The organism is Rhodococcus sp. 15-2388-1-1a (assembly GCF_002259145.1).
In the GTDB taxonomy this organism is placed as follows: Bacteria; Actinomycetota; Actinomycetes; order Mycobacteriales; family Mycobacteriaceae; genus Rhodococcoides.
Genome location: NZ_NPFP01000001.1, coordinates 57051 through 77521 on the forward strand (window position 1 = coordinate 57051; position 20471 = coordinate 77521).

Consider the following 20471-nt stretch of genomic DNA (forward strand, 5'->3'; position numbering starts at 1 on the left):
TCAGAACCTCTCCGGGTCGAGCAGAGCGACGAACAGATAGATGACCACTGCGGCGGCGATCACCACGAGTACGACGTTGATGGTTCCGTCGAGCGTCATTTCGCCTTCGCCTTCGTAGTGGCAGTGGTCGCCAACGCCCGCAGGATCAGTGCACACACACCGAATCCCGCGGCCGTGACGAGGAGATAACCCAAATCAGCCATGAACGTTCGAGCCTCTTCGACATAGTGCGGTCCAACGCATCTTCAGCGCTGGCGGTCCAACGCATCATCAGCGCTGGCCGGAGGGCTTATGGCCCTCCGGTCACCGATATGTTTACGCCGTCGAAATTGGCCTGAAGACGATCCTTACGGATCCTTTACGCCTGGGAATTCAGTCATGACACAAATATGACGCGGCCTTTTAGTCAGCTCTCTCCCAGCAGAGCCGAGCGCTGCTCGGTGACGACCGCGCGGATCGCGTCGACCACTGCTGAGACCTCCGGTCGTCGCAAGGTTTCGGTGCGGGTGACGAGCCAGTAGGTCAGTTTCACCGCGATGGCGTCGGGCAGGATTCGTCGTAGGTCGGGGTGGCGGTCGGCCATGAAGCACGGCAGCAGTCCGATGCCCGCCGAGGCGCGAGTGGCCTCGACGTGGACGAAGACGTTGGTGGAGGTGACCGATTCGCGCATCGTCGGGGTGAAGTTGGGGGCCAGATCCAGATCGTCGACGTGCAACATGGAATCGATGAAATAGATGAACGGGTGTGCGGAGAGGTCGGCCGGCACCTGCGGCGTTCCGTGGTCCTCCAGATAGGCCTCGGATGCATAGAGGCCGAGTAGGTAGTCCCCGAGTCGGATGGCCTCGGCGCGATGCACCTGCGGTTGGCCGACGACGATCTCGATGTCCAGGCCAGATCGTTGCTGCGACGCCCGCCGGGTGACCGCGACGATCTCCACGGACACCCGCGGATGAGCACGTTGCACCCGCGCGGCGGCCGGAGCCGCGATGTAGGCGCTGAATCCATCGGTCGCAGAAATACGTACGACGCCCTCCAATGCACCTGCGTCGGTCGAGACGAGGGTCCGCAGTGCATCCTCGACGGCCTCGGCAGCGGCCAGCGCGCCGCGGCCCAGCTGTGTCAGTTCCCAGCCACCGGCACCTCGGGTCAGGACGCGGCCGCCGAGCGTGTCCTCGAGTGCGGCGATGCGTCGGGAAATGGTCGTGTGGTTGATCCCCAGGTCGTCGGCCGCGGAGCTGTAACGACCGGTTCGACTGACAGCGAGCAGCACCAGCAGGTCGTCTGCACTGGGGATCTTCGCGCCACCGAGCGTCATGTGTGCAGTTTTGCAGATCCGACCTGCGTTCATGGCTCTTGCGCCCACAAACATCTGCACCAATACTCAGAGCAACCCGCAGTTGTGTGGTCCATCACATGCATGAACGTGACGTGCTGAGTAACACAGGAGAAAACATGAGCGTCGATCAGCCGCTGACAGAACGACCCGAACCGGATCCCGATGCCACCCCCACAGGCCTCAAGAAGGTCGTCGGAGCATCGATGGCAGGCACCATCGTCGAGTGGTACGAGTTCTTCCTCTACGGCACCGCCGCAACACTGGTGTTCAGCAAGATCTTCTTCGCTGCCGGAACCAGTGAGCTCGACGCGATCCTCGCGGCCTTCGTCACCTACGCCGTCGGCTTCGTCGCCAGGCCGTTGGGCGGCATCGTCTTCGGCCACTACGGCGACAAGTACGGCCGAAAGAAGTTGCTGCAGTTCAGCCTCGTCCTCGTCGGCGGAGCCACATTCCTCATGGGCTGCCTACCGACCTTCGAGGCGATCGGCTACTGGGCCCCGGCCCTGCTGGTGACGCTGCGATTCATCCAGGGCTTCGCCGTCGGCGGCGAATGGGGCGGCGCGGTTCTCCTCGTCGCAGAACACAGCCCCAACAAGTCTCGCGGATTCTGGGCCAGCTGGCCGCAGGCAGGCGTCCCCGCAGGCAACCTGCTCGCCACCGTCGCGCTGCTCGTTCTGACCACCACCCTGTCCGACGAGGCCTTCCTCAGCTGGGGCTGGCGCGTCGCGTTCTGGCTCTCCGCCGTCATCGTCTTCGTCGGCTACTACATCCGCACCAAGGTCTCCGACGCCCCGATCTTCCTCGAGGCCCACAAGCAGGCCGAGGTCATCAAGGCCGCGTCGTACGGCGTCTTCGAGGTCGTCAAGCGTTACCCGCGTGGCGTCTTCACCGCGATGGGACTGCGCTTCGGTGAGAACGTCATGTACTACCTCGTCGTCACCTTCTCCATCACGTACCTCTCGGTCGAGGTGGGTACCGATACCTCCACGATCCTGTGGTGGATGCTGATCGCCCACGCGATCCACTTCTGCACGATTCCGTTGGTGGGCAAGCTCGCCGACCGCGTCGGTCGTCGCCCGGTCTACTTCGCCGGTGCCGTCACCGCGGCCACGTGGGGCTTCTTCGCCTTCCCGATGATGAACAGCGGCCACAACGTCGTCATCATGCTGGCCATCATCATCGGCCTGATGTTCCACGCCTTCATGTACGCCACACAGCCGGCCATCATGGCCGAGATGTTCCCGACGCGGATGCGGTACTCCGGTGTGTCCCTCGGCTACCAGGTCACCTCGATCGTCGCCGGTTCGCTGGCCCCGATCATCGCCGTGAAGTTGCTCGACGTCTACGGATCGTCCGTCCCGATCGCGGTGTACCTCGCCGTGGCCTGCGCCATCACCGTCGTGGCGGTCGTCGTCGCTCGGGAGACCAAGGGACTGGCGCTCGAGAGCATCGACATCGCCGACGCCAAGAACCTGGCCACCGAGGCCGAGCTGGCGAAGGCCGGTCTCAAGTGACCGACCTGAACGGACGCTCCGCCCTCGTCACCGGGGGAGCGTCCGGCATCGGGGCCGCCTGCGCTCGCGAGCTGGCCGGCCGGGGTGCACACGTCACCGTCGCCGATGTGAACGACGTTGCGGCAAAAGAATTGGCGTCGGAGATCGGCGGTGACGTCTGGTCGGTGGATCTGCTCGACACCACCGCGCTGGACGACCTCCGCTTGGACGTCGACATCCTGGTCAACAATGCGGGCATCCAGACCGTCGCACCGATCGTCGACTTCGACCCCGGCGCGTTCCGCAGAATTCAGACGCTGATGGTCGAGGCTCCGTTCCTGCTCGTTCGAGCTGCGTTGCCGCACATGTACTCTCGCGGCTTCGGTCGAGTGATCAACCTGTCGTCGGTGCACGGACTGCGGGCCTCGGAATTCAAGGTCGCCTACGTCACCGCCAAGCACGCACTGGAAGGACTGTCGAAAGTGACGGCCCTCGAAGGTGCCGCCCACGGAGTGACGAGCAACTGCGTCAACCCGGGATACGTCCGAACGCCGCTGGTGGAAAAACAGATCGCCGACCAGGCCAAGGCACACGACATCCCCGAGAACGAGGTACTCGAGAAAGTCCTGCTGACCGAGGCCGCCATCAAGCGACTCGTCGAACCGGACGAAGTCGCCTCACTGGTTGGCTGGTTGACCTCCGAGAACGCGGGCATGGTCACCGGCGCGTCGTACACCATGGACGGTGGTTGGTCGGCTCGCTAGATTCGGTGTCGCCCGCTCGGCGTCAATGGACCACTGCATACGTCTGGACGCAGCAATGTGCCATTGACGCAGAGCGCGCCGCCGCGTGAATGGACCACTGCATACGTCTGACCGGTGCAATGGTCCATTGACGCGAACGGGGTAGACGCGAACGGGGTGGGCGCGCGGCCCCGGTTGACGCGGGCAGGCGAATGGCAACACCCTAGAACAGCAAGAAGCCCCCGTGACGTGTCACGGGGGCTTCTCTGGCGGAGGATAGGGGATTTGAACCCCTGAGGGCGTTAACCCAACCCGCGTTCCAGGCGAGCGCCATAGGCCACTAGGCGAATCCTCCGTGGGGGAGCTTACCCGGTTACCCCCACCATCTCCCAAATCGGGAGGCGTGAAGGGTGGTGATGCGTTGCCCGACGGGAGGCGGCTACACTTTCTAACGGATCCCGCGCGGCGCGCATCCTGTGAACTCCCCCAGGGCCGGAAGGCAGCAAGGGTCAATGGGCTCTGCCGGGTGCGCGGGGTCCCCTTTATTTCAGTGACATCAACACTGTCCGGGGAACCAGTCACCGAGAGGCCGCTCCGCATGTCAGCGCAAACCCAGTTGGGTCTGATGAACCATGAGGAGCTCGCCTCCGAGCACGAGCGGCAGAGCGCGAAGTACACGCAGCTCAAGACCGAGAAACTCGCACTCGACCTCACCCGTGGCAAGCCGTCACCCGAGCAGCTCGATCTCGCAGCCGACCTGCTGACGCTCCCGGGCGCGGATTTCAAGGACGGCAACGGCACCGATTGCCGCAACTACGGCGGCCTTGCCGGCCTGCCGGAACTGCGGGCCATCTTCGGTGAACTCCTCGGCATCCCGGTGAAGAATCTGCTGGCCGGCAACAACGCCAGCCTCGAGATCATGCAGGACCTCGTCGTCTGGGCGCTGCTGCACGGTTTGCCCGACTCGCCGCGAGCCTGGTCGGCCGAGCCGAACGTGCGCTTCCTGTGCCCGTCCCCCGGCTACGACCGGCACTTCGCGATCACCGAGAGCTTCGGCATCGAGATGATCCCCGTTCCCGTGGGACCCGACGGCCCGGACGTGCACGAGATCGCCAACCTGGTGGCGTCGGATCCGCAGATCAAGGGCATGTGGGTGGTCCCGAACTACTCGAACCCCACCGGTGCCGTGTACTCGGAGGACGTGGTTCGCGCGCTGGCCACCATGCCCACTGCTGCACCCGACTTCCGTCTGTTCTGGGACAACGCCTACGCGGTGCATCCGCTGACCGAGGAATTCGCGCCGTCCTACGACGTCATCGGCATGGCCGCCGAGGCCGGTTTCCCCAATCGTGCGTTCGTGTTCGCCTCGACGTCGAAAGTCACGTTCGCCGGTGCGGGCGTCAGCTTCTTCGGCAGCTCCGAGGAGAACCTCGCCTGGTATCAGAAGCACCTCGGCAAGAAGAGCATCGGCCCGGACAAGCTGAACCAGCTGCGGCACCTGCGTTTCTTCGGTGATGCCGAAGGTGTGCGGGCCCACATGGCCAAGCATCGAGAGATCCTGGCTCCCAAGTTCGCACTGGTGCAGCAGATTCTCGAGGACCGGCTCGGTGCGTCGAAGATCGCATCGTGGACCGAACCCAAGGGCGGTTACTTCATCAGCCTCGACGTGCTCGAGGGCACGGCCGCGCGGTCGATCGCGCTGGCCAAGGACGCCGGAATCGCTCTGACCGCCGCCGGTTCGGCCTTCCCGTACGGAAAAGATCCGGAAGACAAGAACATTCGCCTCGCCCCGAGCTTCCCCTCACTCGGTGAGCTGGAGAAGTCGATGGACGGCGTCGCGACCTGCGTATTGCTGGCCGCGACCGAAAAGTTGCTCGAAGGCTGACGCACGTGAGCGGAACCTCGTAGCCTGCTACGAGGTTCCGCTCACATGCGGCGAAGCCGCTCAGTGCCCGACGACTACCGCACCTTCGGGAGCCGAAGGCAACGGTCCGTTCTTCAGAAGCGTGGCCGAGAGCACCGCGCCGAGCAGGAAGATTCCCGACGCCCACCAGAACGTGGTGGTGTAGCTGGCGATCTCCGCGTTGGCCTGCAGCAGTGCCGCATCGGTTGCCGTCGCCATGTTCGAGCTGACGTAGCTGGTCGCCGCATTGGCGGCCACGGTGCTCAGCAGCGCGGTGCCGATCGAACCACCGACCTGCTGCATCGTGTTCACCGTTGCCGATGCGACGCCGGAGTCGTCCGGATCGACGCCCGAGATCGCGCCCTGCATGGCCGGGGCCATGGTGGCACCGAGGCCGAGGCCCATGATGACCAGGCCGGGCAGGATGTGCGTGACGTAGCTGCTGTCGACGTCGATCTGCGTCAGCAGTGCCATGCCGATGGACGCCACGACCAGGCCGGTCGTCATCAGGATGCGGGGTCCGAAGCGGGGGAGAACCAGCGCGGTCGACAGTGTCGCGGTGAGGATCAGCGACGCGATCATCGGCATGAACGCGAACCCGGTGGTGATGGGTGTGTACTTCAGCGTGTTCTGCAGGTAGTAGGTCAGGAACAGGAACACTGCGAACATGCCCGCGCCGGTGACGAATACGGCGAGGAACGACCCTGCACGAGTCCGGTTCAGGACGATCCGCAACGGCAGCAACGGATGCTCGACGCGCATCTGGATGGTCACGAACACCGCGAGCAGCACCACACCTGCGGCCAGGAATCCGAGGGTGACCGCGTTGCCCCAGCCGTCGGACTCGGCGTGAGCGAAGCCGTAGACGATGGAGAACAGTGCGGCCGAGACGGCGAGGGTGCCGGGGATGTCGAGCTTGGGCCGGACATCGACCTTGTGCTTGGCCAGGAACAGGAACCCACCGACGAAGGCGAGCGCGGCGAAGATCAGGTTGACGTACAGGCTCCAGCGCCAGTTGGCCCATTCGGTGAGCATGCCGCCGAGCAGCAGGCCGAGAGCGCCGCCGCCGCCGGCGATGGCACCGAAGATGCCGAATGCCTTGGCGCGTTCCTTGGTGTCGGTGAAGGTGGTGGCCAACAGGGACAGGGCCGCGGGGGCGAGCAGAGCGCCGAAGAGACCCTGACCGGCGCGAGCCGCGACGAGCATGCCGAAGTTGACGGCCGCGCCGCCCACTGCCGACATCAGCGCGAAGCCGACGAGCCCGATGAGGAAGGTGTTGCGTCGTCCGAAGAGGTCGCTCAGTCGTCCACCGAGCAGCAGCAGGCTGCCGAACGCGAGTGCGTACGAGGTGACGACCCAGGAGCGGTCGGCGTTGTCGAAGCCCAGGTCGAGCTGGGCGGCAGGGAGTGCGATGTTCACGATGGTCGCGTCGAGCACGACCATGAGCTGAGCCAGTCCGAGCGTCGCGAGAATCAGCCAACGATTCCGATGCGAACGTTCGTCGACCGGCGAGGTGGTCGACGTGGCGTCGCCCACGTTCTCCGATGAAAGGGTGGTCATAGTGTCCTCGGTTCGACTATGCGGAGGTGTACCCTCCGGTTGTAGAGCTAAGGTAGCAGCTAAGCGGAGGAATGTCCTCCGCTTATCGGGTGAAACGGACATCGAATGAGTGTGAGAGCGGACACAGCGGCATCGAAGCCGCTACGGGCAGATGCCGAGCGAAATCGACGACGCATCGTCGACGCGGCCCGTGAGCTGTTCGCCTCGCACGGCATCGACATCACGCTCGACGACGTCGCAGCGCACGCCAAGGTGGGCGTCGGCACCGTCTATCGACGCTTTTCGTGTAAGGAAGAACTGATCGACGGCGTGTTCGAGCAGCGTCTCGAAGACATGCTCGCCACCGCACAGCGCGCGCTCGAGGCCCAGGATCCATGGGAGGGGCTGGTGCAGTTCCTGACCGATGTGTGTGAGGGAATGTCGGCGGACCGCGGTCTCGGTGACGTCGTCCTCGGGTCCGACGAGGGCTGCCGCGGTATTGCTCAGGTTCGCTCGCGCATCGATCCGTTCTTCGAGAAGATCGTCGATCGAGCACTGGCCTCCGGGCAGCTACGGCCGGACGTGGCGGTCAACGACTTCTATCCCGTGCTCGGCATGATCGGCTCGTGCGTCGAATTCTCCAGCGCCGTCGACGCCGCCAACTGGCGTCGCTACTTCACTGTGTTGCTCGACGGCTTGCGGGGTGACGGCATCCCCCGATCGGCTCTGCCGGGGCGTCCGTTCACCAGCGACGAGGTCGACACGGCCAAGACGGCAATGCATCGCCGACGTCGCTGATCGTGAGGAGCCCGAACCAGCCCCTATGCGTTGTGTGGTGCATCACGTAAGGTGCGTCACGATAAGTGCTACACGGGGTAGCGCTCACTTGAAGACAAGTGATCGACGTTGGGGGTTTCCAGGGTGCGGTACAAGCGCGTGTTCGGTTCGGCCGTCGCAGTGGCGGCAGTGTTCATCGGGGTGACGGCACCGGCCGTGTCGGCTGCTCCGTCCACGGGTTCGACCGTCGAATCCGACTTCTACGTTCCACCGAGTCCGCTGCCCGCAGGCTCGCCGGGTGACGTGATTCGGTCGGAGCCGTCGAATCTGGCTCTGTCGGTCCCCGGAATCGGCGGTCCGCTGCCCGGCGCGGCAACGCGAATCATGTACCGCAGCACCGATTCCAACGATGCAGCCAATGCCGTCACGGGAACCTACATCGATCCTGCCGCGGAGTGGACCGGGCCCGGCCCGCGTCCGCTCGTCGTCCTCGCCCCGGGAACCCAGGGTCAGGGTGATCAGTGTGCGCCGTCGAAGATGCTCAACAACGTCATCACCTACACCCCGCCGCTCGGCTTCATGGTCGAGTACGAGGTGCTCGCGGCGTACTCGCTGCTCTCGCAGGGATACGGCGTGGTCATCACCGATTACGAGGGTCTCGGTACACCGGGTGCGCACACCTACGTCAACCGCGCCTCGGAAGCTCACGCTGTGCTCGACGCGGCCCGCGCGGCGCAGAACCTGCAGGGCACGAAGATCTCCGCTGACGGCCCGGTGGCCGCGTACGGCTACTCCCAGGGTGGTGGCGCAGCCGCTGCCGCAGCGGAACTCGCCGATGAGTACGCACCCGAGATGAATCTCGTCGGCACCTACGCAGGCGCACCTCCCGCGGATCTGAAGGCGACCCTCGAGCAGGTCGACGGCACCATCTTGACCGGCGTCATCGGATACACCCTCAACGGTCTGCTCAACTCCGACCCCGGCCTGCGGCCCATCATCGACGAGAACATCAACGACGCAGGCAAGGCCATGCTGAATCTGGTCGCGAATCAGTGTGTCGGAGAAACGATTCTGAACGTCGGGCTGCACCGCACCAACGAGTACACCAAGACCGGTGAGCCGTTGTCGGTGGTGCTGGACAGGCTGCCCGTCGCTCAGGAGGTCCTGGCCAAGAACAAGATCGGCGAGCGGACGCCGAATGCTCCGGTGCTGATTCAGTCCGGTACGTCCGACGACATCGTTCCCCACGGACAGGCCGTCGGACTGGCCGGTGACTGGTGCGGCAAGGGTGCCACCGTGCAGCTGAGCGCCGCGCAGGTTCCGGCCATCGTGCCGGGTTCCGGTGCAGGACACCTCATTCCGGACCTCCTCGGCCTCGGCGAGGCGCAGAACTGGATCAAGGACCGGTTCTACGGAGTGCCCGCGCCGTCCAACTGCTGATCTGTCGAAGTACGGCCCGTGCGAATCAGCGCGGGCCGTACATGATCACCGCGACACCGATCAGTGCGATCGACGCACCGGTGATGTCCCAGCGGTCGGGTCGAAAGCCGTCGAGCACCATCGCCCACACCAGAGATCCAGCGACGAACACTCCGCCGTACGCGGCGAGGATGCGACCGAAGTTCGCGTCGGGCTGGAGGGTGGCGACGAAGCCGTAGGCGCCGAGGGCGATCACGCCCGCTCCCGCCCAGAGCCACCCGCGATGCTCGCGGATTCCCTGCCACACCAGCCATGCCCCACCGATCTCGAACACGGCTGCCACCGCGAACAGCATGACCGACCTCACAATGTTCATGCGACAAAGGCTCCCACAGCAGCGACTCGGTGTAGAAGGATGCGTTTGGGGGTACAGGCCTACAGGCCCCGCGTCGAGGGCCGATTCGGTAGGGGTGAGTGGTACATGCGGGACAGTTACACGGAGGCGCTGGACTCACTGGCGTCGAACCTGTCCGAAATGTCGAGAATTGCCGAAAAGGCGATGGTCGACGCCACCAGTGCGCTGCTGACCGCCGATATCGTGCTGGCCGAGCAGACCATCGAATACCGCGAGGAGATCGACGCACTCGCGGCCGACTGGGAACACGGAGCCTTCGGCTTCCTGGCCCTGCAGGCACCCGTTGCCCACGATCTACGACGCGTCGTCTCCGGAATCAACATCGTCGCCGATCTGCAGCGGATGGGCGGCCTCGCCGTCCACGTCGCAGAACTGGTCCGTCGTCGCCATCCCGCGCACGTACTGCCGCCCGAGGTCGAGGGTGTGTTCGAGCAGATGGGTCGAGTTGCCGTCGCGCAGGCGGAGGCAACGCAGCGCGTCCTGGAAACCCGAGACGCCGAACTCGCCGCCGACCTGCGAATCCAGGATCAGGAAATGGACGCGCTGCACCGCAGCCTGTTCATGCTGACCTCCGCACCCGACTGGCCGCACGGCGTCCCGGCCGCAGTGGACATCACGCTGCTCGGACGCTTCTACGAGCGATACTCCGACCACACCGTCGAGGTCGCCAAACGAGTCATCTTCCTGGTGACCGGCGATCGCCTCACCGACGAGTCATAGTCTGCGCGAACGGCCCGAAGATGGCAGGATCGGCACGATGAAACGTGACGTCTCTGCGTACCTCGATGTCGACGTGACCGAGGCCAGCACCCTCGAGTTCCAGATCGCAATCGCTCCGCATCCAGGAACCGATGTGTGGGAAGCACTCTCGTTCACACTCGACGGTCAGCCGATCGAAGCGCAGGAGATCAGCGGTGCACACGGCACCCGCATCCACAAGATCCACGCCGGAGTCGGCAAGCTCGAGGCGTCGTACTCGGCAACGATCTACGGCAACACCGAGCCTGCTCCGGTCTCCGATTACGACCTCTCGCTGTACCTGCGGCCCAGCCGATACTCCGAGGCAGACAAGTTCTTCGGCTTCGCGGCAACGGAATTCGGGTCCTACCCGCCGTCGGAGAAGCTGCTCGCCGAGGTCTCGTCCTGGGTCGGAGCGCGGCTGAGCTACGTACCGGGCAGCAGCGACCCCATCGACGGCGCGGTCGACACCCTCCTCGCCGGTGCCGGAGTGTGCCGCGACTACACCCACCTCGTGGTGGCACTGCTGCGCGCAGTCAACGTCCCCGCTCGCCTGGTCGCGGTGTACGCACCGGGCTGCGACCCGATGGACTTCCACGCTGTCGCCGAAGCATTCGTCGAAGGACAGTGGCGAGTGGTGGACGCGACGTGCCTCGCACCGCGATCGACCCTGGTGCGCATCGCCACCGGACGCGACGCAGCCGACACCGCCTTCCTCGACAACCACGGCGGATCGATCATCCTCAACAGCGCCGTCGTCGGTGCCGTCGTCGACGGCCCGCTGCCCTTCGACGACATCACCCAGTTGGTCTCGATCACCTGACCTGCACGCTCTGCTCCTGGCGCCCGCCATCGCAGGGCATGGCAGGATCGATCTCATGTCTCGCACACTGCACCTCGTCGGCGATCCTGAGGCCGATGCACTGCTCGCCGAGGATCCGTTCGCACTGCTGATCGGCATGCTGCTCGATCAGCAGGTACCGATGGAATCGGCGTTCGCAGGACCGAAGAAGCTCGTCGATCGTCTCGGTGACCTGAAAGTCGACACCGTCGCCGACGCCGATCCAGAGGAATTCGCGGCCCTGTGCGCGCAGACCCCGGCCGTACATCGGTTCCCGGGTTCGATGGCCAAGCGCATCCAGGGGCTCGCGGCGTTCCTGGTCGAGAACTACGACGGGAAGCCGCAGGAGATCTGGACCCGCGACGATCCCGACGGTGCCGAAGTGCTCAAGCGTCTCAAAGCGCTCCCCGGCTACGGCGATCAGAAGGCCCGCATCTTCCTCGCACTGCTCGGCAAGCAGATGGGTGTCACGCCCGACGGGTGGCGCAAGGCCGCCGGAGCGTACGGCGACGACGGTGCGCGTCGATCCATCGCCGACGTGGTGGACGAGAAATCGCTGCTCGAGGTACGCGAGTTCAAGAAGGCAGCGAAAGCCGCAGCCAAGAACAAGTAAGTCTGTCGGCGCCCGTCGATACAGTGACCAGAACTTTCACCGGGGGGCGAGATGACCGAGAGTATCGGGACCTACGAGGGCTGGCTGGCGTCTCTCGACGAGGACGCACTGACCGATCTGCTGCACCGTCGGCCGGACGTGGCCACCGACCCGCCACCGCGCTCGTTCGGCTTGCTCGCGCAGTTGCTCGGTGCACCGTCTCGGGTGTCGATGCTGCCGCGTCGACTCGACAGCGGCGCGCTCGCTCTCCTCGAATTGTTCGCGCTCATGGGCGATCTGAGCCGCGCCGAGATCGGGCACTGGGCCAGTGAGGGCCCGATCAACGAGACACCGCACATCGATGCCGCTCTCGCCACACTGACGGCCTACGGGTTGATCTGGCCGCACTCCTCACCCGGCGCAGGCACCGTCGAGTATTCGGCCATCGATCTGTCCGGGGTGTTCTCGCATCCGTTCGGACTTGCCCGCAGGCAGCGAAAGCTGTTCCTGCACTGCGCCGTCGAGCAGGACCGGCTGGCTGTGCTGTCGATCCTCGGTATCGACCCGACGCTCGAGCGAGGGGCGCGCGCCGACTCCGTTGCAACTGCGATGACGCCCGAGCGTATCCGCGCACTGTTCGACGGCGGGCCGGAGGAGATGCGAGAGATGTTGTCTCGCTTCGTCGATGGTAAGCCGGTGTCACTGATCTTCGATGTTCCTCCGACTGCGGGCGCAGCCGCGTTCGAGCGGGGATTGTTGTATCGACTCGACGGGCACCGTGTCGAGATGCCGCTGGAGGTGAGCATCGCCCTGCGAGGGGTCGGGTGGCGTCTGCCCATCGAACTCACGCCGCCGACCTTCGACACCCGAGTGCTCTCGCACGACGACGTGCGGCGCACTCGTTCCATTGCGCTGCTGCAGTTCTGCGAACACACGCAGGCATTGCTGACGACCGTCGACGCCGACGGCCTGACGACGATGAAGACCGGTGGCATCAGTGCCAAGGAGCTCCGGTCTCTGACGAGCAGGCTGGGATTCGCCGACGAACACGACACCGCGTTGATGCTGATGCTGGCACACGAAGCCGGGCTGCTGGCCGAACGCGGAAAGACCGGCGTCGCGTTGACTGCGGCCTACGAGACGTGGTCGACGAGCACCCGAGCCGAACAGGCGGCCACGCTGGTGACCGCGTGGTGGAGTTCGCCTTTCACTCCCACTCACCGAGTGCCCCGTGCGTCGCAGAAGACGGTTCCGGTGCTCAAGAAGATGCTCGACGACCCCGCGGCAGCGGACCTGCGCGCGACGGCGCTGACAGCTCTGCTCCGATACGAGGACGCCGACTCACCGGTGACGGTTCTGCGCGATTCCGAGGACTTCGACCGGTACCTGGACTGGCACATCCCGGTCGTCTCGACGAGCGCCGGGCCCGGTCACGTGCACGCGCTGTGGCTGGAGGCCGGTCGACTCGGGATACTGGCCGACGGTGCGCCGACCGATCTGTGCCGCACGCTCACCGAGTTTTCTGCGGGTCGAGACGGTGACCCTCGCGAAATTCGTGCGGCTCTGGCCGCACAGTTGCAGGACATGGCCGAGTGGGTTCCGTTCTCCGTACGGCTGCTGCCCGATTCCACGGCGGTGGTGACCGGGCCACCCAGTACCGAAGTGGCGTCGATACTCGGCGCGGCCGCGCAGCCCGAGTCGAGGGACGTCGCATCGGTCTGGCGGTTCACCCCGGCGACCATCCGGGGTTTCTTCGGCACCGGCGGCACCGGCGAGGCGTTGATCGATGCCTTGACCGCGATGGCCGACACCGACCTGCCTCAGGCTCTGAGCTACACGATCCGGGACTGCTGGCGCACCTACGGCGCACTGGCCGTACGCAGGATTCCCTGCGCCATCGTCTCCGAGGACGTCGTTCTACTGACGAACATCGAGACCGACGAGTCCCTGGCCGTGCTGCAGTTCCAGCGCCTCGCGCCCACCGTCCTCGTCAGTTCGGCCACGCCGATCGACACCATCGCCGTGCTCCGCAGGAACGGATACTCCCCGGTGCGGCACTCCGACACCGGGCAACTCCAACTCGACAGCGCACCTCGGGTCCGCGCGGGAGACAACCGGCCGACGCATCGTGCCGTCCATCCGGCGCAGCATCGACGCGAACCACGAGAACTCGCGCGGCTCCTGCTGGCCGGTGGCAGCGGCACCGTCGACGAGGCACGAGTGAGGTCTGCACTGGACTCCCACAGCCGGCTGCTGCCCCGTGAGCTCGATCTGTTGACCGACGCCGCAGCGCGCGGCACACCCGTCTCCATCGACTACCAGAACTCCAGGGGAGCCATCGTGCGGCACGCGATCTCGGATGCGCTGCAGGACGGCCACTGGCTGTACGCGCTCTCGGAATCGACCGGCGGCCGCGAGAGCTTCGCCATCATGAACATCAGAGCGGTATCCACCGGCCCACAATGACCGGCGATGCAACCGTGTCCGTGGTCGCCGGTACCCTTTCGGGCGTGGCCCTCTACCGGAAGTACCGTCCTGCGACGTTCGCCGAGGTCGTCGGTCAGGAGCACGTCACCGAGCCGATCAGCGTGGCGTTGGACAGCAACAGAATCAACCACGCCTACCTCTTCTCCGGGCCGCGCGGCTGCGGAAAGACCTCCTCGGCGCGCATCCTCGCCCGATCGCTGAACTGCGCCGAAGGTCCGACGTCGACGCCCTGCGGCGTGTGCAACTCCTGCGTCGCCCTCGCGCCGGGCGGACCGGGCAACTTCGACGTCGTCGAGATGGACGCGGCCAGCCACGGTGGCGTCGACGATGCCCGTGATCTGCGAGACAAGGCCGTGTACGCCCCGGCCGAATCGCGCTACGTCATCTTCATCATCGACGAGGCACACATGGTGACCCCGGCAGGCTTCAACGCGCTGCTCAAGGTCGTCGAAGAACCACCCGAGCACCTCGTCTTCATCTTCGCGACCACCGAGCCCGAGAAGGTGCTCCCCACCATCCGCTCGCGTACCCACCACTACCCGTTCCGGCTGCTCGCGCCGTCGACGATGCGCGTTCTGCTGGAGAAGATCTGTGGCCAGGAACAGGTCCCGGTCGAGGATGCGGTCTACCCGTTGGTCATCCGCGCAGGCGGCGGTTCGCCCCGTGACTCGCTCAGCGTCATGGATCAGCTCCTGGCCGGAGCCGGGCCCGAGGGCGTCACGTACCCGCGGGCACTGTCACTCCTTGGCGTCACCGACGTCGCACTGATCGACGAGGCCGTCGACGCATTGGCCGCCGGCGACGGCGGCGCACTGTTCGGCACCGTCGACAAGGTGATGGACGCGGGCCACGACCCGCGTCGCTTCGCCATCGACCTCCTCGATCGCATGCGAGACCTGATCCTGATGAAGGCCGTGCCCGACGCCGGAGAACGCGGTCTGGTCGACGTGCCGGGCGACGTACTCGAGCGACTGCGTGACGAGGCCGATCTGTTGGGTTCGGCGACGCTGACTCGCTACGCCGAGATCGTGCACTCCGGACTCGGCGAGATGCGCGGTGCCACGGCCCCGCGTCTGCTGCTCGAAGTGATGTGCGCCCGCATGCTGCTGCCCTCGGCCTCCGATGCGGAGTCCGCGGTGCTGCAACGACTCGAACGCGTCGAACGTCGCTTGGACGTCACCCTTCCGGCGGGGGAGCAAGCAGCCGTCGCGCAGGCAGCCGCGGATCCGACGCGACCGCAGTTGCAACCCACCGAGGAACCCGCACCCTCGGGTCCGGCACCGGTGAGCAAGTTCCAGCGACCGTCGCAGCGCCCGCCGGCAGCGCCCGCTCCCGTGGTGCCCGCACCGGCGCCAGCTCCCGTAGCGCCCGCACCCGCTGCCTCTATTCCGGCACCGGCACCGGCGCCCGCTCCGGAACCCGAGCCGGCCCCGACACCCGAACCGGCCCCGGAACCCGAGCCGACTCCGACCCCGGAACCTGAGCCGACTCCGACCCCGGAACCCGAGCCCGTCCCGACACCCGAGCCGACCCCAGAACCTGAACCGGCACCCGAGCCGACTCCGGAATCTGTTTCTGCACAACAGGACTCGGTTCCCGCCGCCTCGGTGCCGCACGAGGATTTTCCGCCGGAGCCCGAGGACGATTACGGCCCCGAACCGGATCCCGTGTTCGAGCCGGAACCGGAACCCGTGGCGGCCCCTGCAGCCGCGTCGAGCGAGCCCGATGCAGCTGCGGTTCGCGCGGTGTGGTCCGAGGTGCGCACGAAGGTACGAGACCGCAGCCGGACCGTCGAGGTGATGCTCTCCGGTGCCTCGGTGCGCACCGTCGAGAACGGCACCATCACGCTCGGCCACGACTCGGCACCGTTGGCCAAGCGGCTGGAGGAACCCCGCAACGCCGACGTCATTCGCGACGCTCTGCGTGACGTCTTCGGCGTCGAATGGTCGGTGGTGTGTCTGGTCGGTGCCGCGGCACCACCGGAACAGTCATCAGCAAAAAAAGATGAACCGGCAGCGAAACCCGCGTCGCTGCCGAAGTTCTCGAGGCCGAGCCAGGCAGGGGCTCCCCGTCCCACGTCGGACGGGTTCGGATCAGCGGGCGACGGATCCTCGGCGGGCATCGGGGCGGACGATATTCCGATGCCGGAAGCGCCGGACTACCCCGACGAGCCCGAGCCGATAGGCCCACCGCCACCGGAGACCCCGGAGGACGAGGAAGAGCTGCTCAAGGCCGCGGCCGAGCCTGCCGATCCGACGGTGCGCCGAGACCCGGAAACCGTCGCGATGGAGCTGCTGGTCAGCGAGCTGGGAGCGGTTCCGCTCAAAGAGATCTGATCGACGGGCGCGTCAGCCGACGGTGAGATCCTCGTTGTCGGCGAACACCAAGCGGCCACTGTCGAGTGCCACGGCCCAACGCCGTGCCACCGCCCAGTCCCGTGAGGTGGTGTCGGGTGTCTGAACACCGAAGTCCTCGACGATGGCTCCGGTTTCGTAGGCGTCCTGACCGGCCTCGTCGTCGGTGCCGGTGGAGTGAATGCGTACTTTGACGCGAGCGCCCACGGTCAGTTCGTCGTCGGTTTCCATGGAGGTCTTCTTCCGCGCTCGGTAGATCTGATCTATCGGGGTGTCCCGAGCCGACTTCGTTCAAACCTCAACAGTCGGATCGGTCATGGAGGACGCTCGTTTCGGTCCTTATATCGGATCCACCCGCGGCCCTACTGTGGCATGAGCTGAGGTCTGTCATGGCCTCGCACCGATGCGGCCGGCCGCGACGGCGACCGCGAGAAGATCGAGTATCTGGAAGGAACTGCGCGCTGTGACTACAGAGGCATTCATTTATGAAGCCATCAGGACTCCCCGAGGCAAGGGAAAGAACGGCTCCCTGCACTCGGTGAAGCCGATTTCCCTGGTGACCGGCCTGATCGACGAGCTTCGTCGACGTTTCCCCGACATGGACGAGAACCGAATCTCCGATCTCATCCTCGGAGTCGTCTCACCCGTCGGAGATCAGGGTGCCGATATCGCGCGCACGGCAGTGCTCGCAGCGAAGATGCCCGACACCGTCGGCGGATTCCAGCTCAACCGCTTCTGCGCGTCCGGTCTCGAAGCCGTCAACCTGGCTGCGCAGAAGGTGCGCTCGGGTTGGGACGAGCTCGTCGTCGCCGGTGGCGTCGAGTCGATGTCGCGCGTGCCGATGGGCAGTGACGGCGGCGCCTGGGCCATGGACCCCGTCACCAACTACGACACCTACTTCGCCCCGCAGGGCATCGGTGCCGATCTCATCGCGACGATCGAGGGGTTCAGCCGCGAAGACGTCGACGCCTACGCCGTGCAGTCCCAGGAGCGCGCCGCAGCGGCGTGGTCCGGTGGCTACTTCGCCAAGTCCGTCGTTCCGGTGACGGATCAGAACGGCCTCCTCATCCTCGATCAGGACGAGCACATGCGTCCGGGCAGCACCGTCGAATCGCTCGGCAAGCTGAACCCGGCTTTCACCGGCATCGCCGCCATGGGCGGGTTCGACGACGTCGCGCTGCAGAAGTACCACTGGGTCGAGAAGATCGAACACGTGCACACCGGCGGCAACAGCTCCGGCATCGTCGACGGCGCAGCACTCGTCCTCGTCGGCAGCGAGCAGGCCGGCAAGGACCTGAACATGGTGCCGAGGGCGCGCATCGTCGCGACGGCCACCAGTGGTGCCGATACGACCATCATGCTGACCGGGCCCACCCCGGCGTCGAAGAAGGTTCTCGCGACCGCGGGCCTGACCGTCGACGACATCGATCTCTTCGAGCTCAACGAGGCATTCGCCTCCGTCGTGCTGCGTTTCCAGAAGGATCTGAACATCCCGAACGAGAAGCTCAACGTCAACGGTGGTGCCATCGCCATGGGCCACCCGTTGGGAGCAACCGGAGCGATGATCACCGGCACCGTGCTCGACGAGCTCGAGCGCCGCGGCGGTCGATACGCGTTGATCACCCTGTGCATCGGCGGCGGCATGGGCGTCGCCACCATCATCGAGCGAGTCTGAGGTATTACGATGTCTGACAACATGATTCAGTGGGACCAGGACGCCGACGGTATCGTCGTTCTGACGATGGACGACCCCAACCAGGGCGCCAACACGATGAACCAGCTGTACAAGGATTCGATGGGAGCGACCGTCGACCGCCTCGAGGCGGAGGTCGACTCCATCACCGGCGTCGTGCTCACCTCCGCCAAGAAGACGTTCTTCGCAGGCGGCGATCTGCACACCCTCATTGCAGCTCAGCCCGAGGACGCCCAGCGGGTGTTCGACGAGGTCCAGGAAGTCAAGAGCCAGCTGCGTCGCATCGAGAAGCTCGGCAAGCCCGTCGTGTCCGCCATCAACGGCGCTGCACTCGGCGGCGGACTCGAGATCGCCCTCGCGACGCATCACCGCATCGCGGCCGACGTTCCCGGTGTCCAGATCGGTCTGCCCGAGGTCTCGCTGGGACTGCTGCCCGGTGGCGGTGGCGTTGCCCGCATCACGCGACTTCTCGGCATCCAGACCGGCTTCATGACCGTCCTCGCCCAGGGCACCCGGTTCCGTCCGGCGAAGGCTCTCGAGATCGGTCTCATTCACGAATTGGTCGGCAGCATCGACGAATTGGTGCCCACCGCCAAGGCCTGGATCAAGGCCAACCCCGAGGGTGGCGTCGCACCGTGGGACGTCAAGGGCTACAAGATCCCCGGCGGCACGCCGTCGAATCCGAAGCTCGCACAGATCCTGCCTGCATTCCCGTCCAACCTGCGCAAGCAGATCAAGGGCGCACCGATGCCGGCTCCGCGTGCGATTCTCGCCGCCGCCGTCGAAGGTGCGCAGGTCGATTTCGACAACGCGTGCACCATCGAGTCGCGTTACTTCACCGAGTTGGTCACCGGTCTGGTGTCCAAGAACATGATTCAGGCGTTCTTCTTCGACCTGCAGGCGATCAACGCCGGCAAGTCCCGTCCCGACGGCATCGAGAAGACCACCTTCACCAAGGTCGCGGTTCTCGGCGCAGGCATGATGGGCGCAGGCATCGCGTACGTGTGCGCCAAGGCCGGAATCGACGTGGTGCTCAAGGACGTTGCCCTCGAGTCGGCGCAGAAGGGCAAGGCCTACTCCGAGGCCATCGAGGCCAAGGCACTCTCGCGTGGCAAGACCACCCAGGAGAAGTCCGACGCTCTGCTCGCGCGTATCCACCCGACGGCCGATGCCAAGGACGTCGAGGGCGCCGACCTCGTCATCGAGGCCGTGTTCGAGTCGGAAGAGTTGAAGCAGAAGGTGTTCCAGGAGATCGAGGACCTCGTCGATCCGACGGCGCTGCTCGGTTCCAACACCTCGACGCTGCCCATCACGAGCCTCGCTCAGGGCATCAAGCGTCAGGAAGACTTCATCGGAATCCACTTCTTCTCCCCCGTGGACAAGATGCCGCTGGTGGAGATCATTCGTGGCGAGAAGACGTCGGATGCAGCCTTGGCCAAGGCATTCGACCTGGTGCAGCTCATCAAGAAGACCCCGATCGTCGTCAACGACAGTCGCGGCTTCTTCACCTCGCGTGTCATCGGCACGTTCATCAACGAGGCCATCGCGATGCTGGGCGAGGGCGTCGAGCCGTCGACCATCGAGCAGGCAGGTCTGCAGGCCGGCTACCCGGCTGCGCCGCTGCAGCTCTCGGACGAGCTCACGCTCAACCTGATGCAGAAGATCCGCAAGGAGACCTACGACGCGCTCATCGCCGCGGGTCAGACTCCTCCCGAGGATCCGGCCGGTGCAGTCATCGACAAGATGGTCGACGAGTTCGAGCGTCCGTCGAAGGCCAAGGGTGCGGGCTTCTACGAGTACGAGGACGGCAAGCGCACCGGACTGTGGCCCGGACTGCGTGATGCGTTCAAGTCGGGTTCGGCGGACATCCCGTTCGAGGACCTCAAGGAACGCATGCTGTTCATCGAGGCCATCGAGACGCAGAAGTGCTTCGACGAGGGTGTGCTGAACACCACCGCCGACGCCAACATCGGCTCGATCTTCGGCATCGGCTTCCCCGCCTGGACCGGAGGCGTGCACCAGTACGTCGTCGGCTACCCGGGAGGTCAGGCCGGATTCGTCACTCGTGCAGACGAATTGGCGAAGAAGTACGGGGATCGCTTCCAGGTTCCCGCCTCACTGCGCTAGCACCACTGCCGAAG

17 protein-coding genes, 1 tRNA gene and 1 other RNA gene are annotated in these 20471 nt (G+C 65.5%); 13 read left to right on the plus strand and 6 right to left on the minus strand.

The genetic code is table 11. The annotated features are described in order from the left end of the window. Positions 1–99 (minus strand): K(+)-transporting ATPase subunit F, encoded by a 99-nt coding sequence (gene kdpF / locus CH302_RS00270; RefSeq protein ID WP_080734555.1) that lies wholly within the window; start codon positions 97–99, stop codon positions 1–3. A 307-nt stretch (positions 100–406) separates the two neighbouring features. Continuing rightward, on the minus strand, positions 407–1315 hold the full coding sequence (locus CH302_RS00275; protein ID WP_176460616.1) for a LysR family transcriptional regulator: 909 nt from the start codon (positions 1313–1315) through the stop codon (positions 407–409). 137 nt (positions 1316–1452) lie between these two features. On the opposite strand from CH302_RS00275, the gene CH302_RS00280 reads away from it, so the two are divergent. Next, positions 1453–2850, plus strand: coding sequence for an MFS transporter (locus tag CH302_RS00280; protein ID WP_037187735.1), 1398 nt, complete (start codon positions 1453–1455; stop codon positions 2848–2850). Then, positions 2847–3593, plus strand: coding sequence for a 3-hydroxybutyrate dehydrogenase (locus CH302_RS00285; protein WP_037187737.1), 747 nt, complete (start codon positions 2847–2849; stop codon positions 3591–3593). The genes CH302_RS00280 and CH302_RS00285 overlap by 4 nt, the downstream gene beginning before the upstream one ends. A 246-nt stretch (positions 3594–3839) precedes the next feature. Here CH302_RS00285 and CH302_RS00290 read toward each other — a convergent pair. After that, positions 3840–3927 (minus strand) — tRNA-Ser (locus tag CH302_RS00290). Positions 3928–4022: 95 nt separating this feature from the next. Between CH302_RS00290 and ffs the strand changes: the two genes are divergently transcribed. Both ffs and CH302_RS00300 read left to right on the plus strand, forming a co-directional pair. Then, positions 4023–4117, plus strand: an RNA gene (gene ffs / locus CH302_RS00295) — signal recognition particle sRNA small type. A 53-nt stretch (positions 4118–4170) separates the two neighbouring features. After that, complete coding sequence (locus CH302_RS00300; protein ID WP_037187739.1) at positions 4171–5457, plus strand: aminotransferase class I/II-fold pyridoxal phosphate-dependent enzyme; 1287 nt, start codon at positions 4171–4173, stop codon at positions 5455–5457. 60 nt (positions 5458–5517) lie between these two features. Here CH302_RS00300 and CH302_RS00305 read toward each other — a convergent pair whose 3' ends face one another. Next, positions 5518–7035 (minus strand): MFS transporter, encoded by a 1518-nt coding sequence (locus tag CH302_RS00305; protein WP_037187742.1) that lies wholly within the window; start codon positions 7033–7035, stop codon positions 5518–5520. A 105-nt stretch (positions 7036–7140) separates the two neighbouring features. Between CH302_RS00305 and CH302_RS00310 the strand changes: the two genes are divergently transcribed. Then, positions 7141–7812 (plus strand): TetR/AcrR family transcriptional regulator, encoded by a 672-nt coding sequence (locus CH302_RS00310; protein ID WP_037187745.1) that lies wholly within the window; start codon positions 7141–7143, stop codon positions 7810–7812. A 123-nt stretch (positions 7813–7935) separates the two neighbouring features. Continuing rightward, on the plus strand, positions 7936–9231 hold the full coding sequence (locus tag CH302_RS00315) for a lipase family protein (protein WP_037187747.1): 1296 nt from the start codon (positions 7936–7938) through the stop codon (positions 9229–9231). 25 nt (positions 9232–9256) lie between these two features. Here CH302_RS00315 and CH302_RS00320 read toward each other — a convergent pair whose 3' ends face one another. Then, positions 9257–9586, minus strand: coding sequence for a YnfA family protein (locus CH302_RS00320; protein WP_037187749.1), 330 nt, complete (start codon positions 9584–9586; stop codon positions 9257–9259). 105 nt (positions 9587–9691) lie between these two features. Between CH302_RS00320 and phoU the strand changes: the two genes are divergently transcribed. Genes phoU through CH302_RS00345 form a run of 5 tightly spaced genes read left to right on the plus strand, consistent with a single transcriptional unit; the run spans position 9692 to position 16619 of the window. Further along, the gene (gene phoU / locus CH302_RS00325; protein ID WP_037187751.1) at positions 9692–10345 is read left to right on the plus strand and encodes a phosphate signaling complex protein PhoU; all 654 of its coding nucleotides are present in this window, start codon (positions 9692–9694) and stop codon (positions 10343–10345) included. A gap of 37 nt (positions 10346–10382) precedes the next feature. Then, positions 10383–11186, plus strand: a complete 804-nt coding sequence (locus tag CH302_RS00330; protein ID WP_052047332.1) for a transglutaminase-like domain-containing protein — start codon at positions 10383–10385, stop codon at positions 11184–11186. 55 nt (positions 11187–11241) lie between these two features. After that, complete coding sequence (locus CH302_RS00335; protein ID WP_037187755.1) at positions 11242–11817, plus strand: HhH-GPD-type base excision DNA repair protein; 576 nt, start codon at positions 11242–11244, stop codon at positions 11815–11817. 51 nt (positions 11818–11868) lie between these two features. Next, on the plus strand, positions 11869–14262 hold the full coding sequence (locus tag CH302_RS00340) for a helicase-associated domain-containing protein (RefSeq protein ID WP_037187757.1): 2394 nt from the start codon (positions 11869–11871) through the stop codon (positions 14260–14262). A 44-nt stretch (positions 14263–14306) separates the two neighbouring features. Next, positions 14307–16619, plus strand: coding sequence for a DNA polymerase III subunit gamma and tau (locus CH302_RS00345; RefSeq protein WP_037188864.1), 2313 nt, complete (start codon positions 14307–14309; stop codon positions 16617–16619). Between the two features lie 12 nt (positions 16620–16631). On the opposite strand, the gene CH302_RS00350 is transcribed toward CH302_RS00345, so the two are convergent. Continuing rightward, positions 16632–16868, minus strand: coding sequence for a hypothetical protein (locus CH302_RS00350; RefSeq protein WP_037187758.1), 237 nt, complete (start codon positions 16866–16868; stop codon positions 16632–16634). Positions 16869–17100: 232 nt separating this feature from the next. Here CH302_RS00350 and CH302_RS00355 point away from each other — a divergent pair, with 232 nt between their 5' ends. Together CH302_RS00355 and CH302_RS00360 are read left to right on the plus strand one after the other, a co-directional pair. Continuing rightward, positions 17101–18312: an acetyl-CoA C-acetyltransferase gene (locus CH302_RS00355; protein WP_037187760.1), complete on the plus strand. Its 1212-nt coding sequence runs from the start codon at positions 17101–17103 to the stop codon at positions 18310–18312. 9 nt (positions 18313–18321) lie between these two features. Further along, the gene (locus tag CH302_RS00360) at positions 18322–20457 is read left to right on the plus strand and encodes a 3-hydroxyacyl-CoA dehydrogenase NAD-binding domain-containing protein (protein ID WP_037187762.1); all 2136 of its coding nucleotides are present in this window, start codon (positions 18322–18324) and stop codon (positions 20455–20457) included. The last annotated feature ends 14 nt before the right edge of the window (positions 20458–20471 follow it).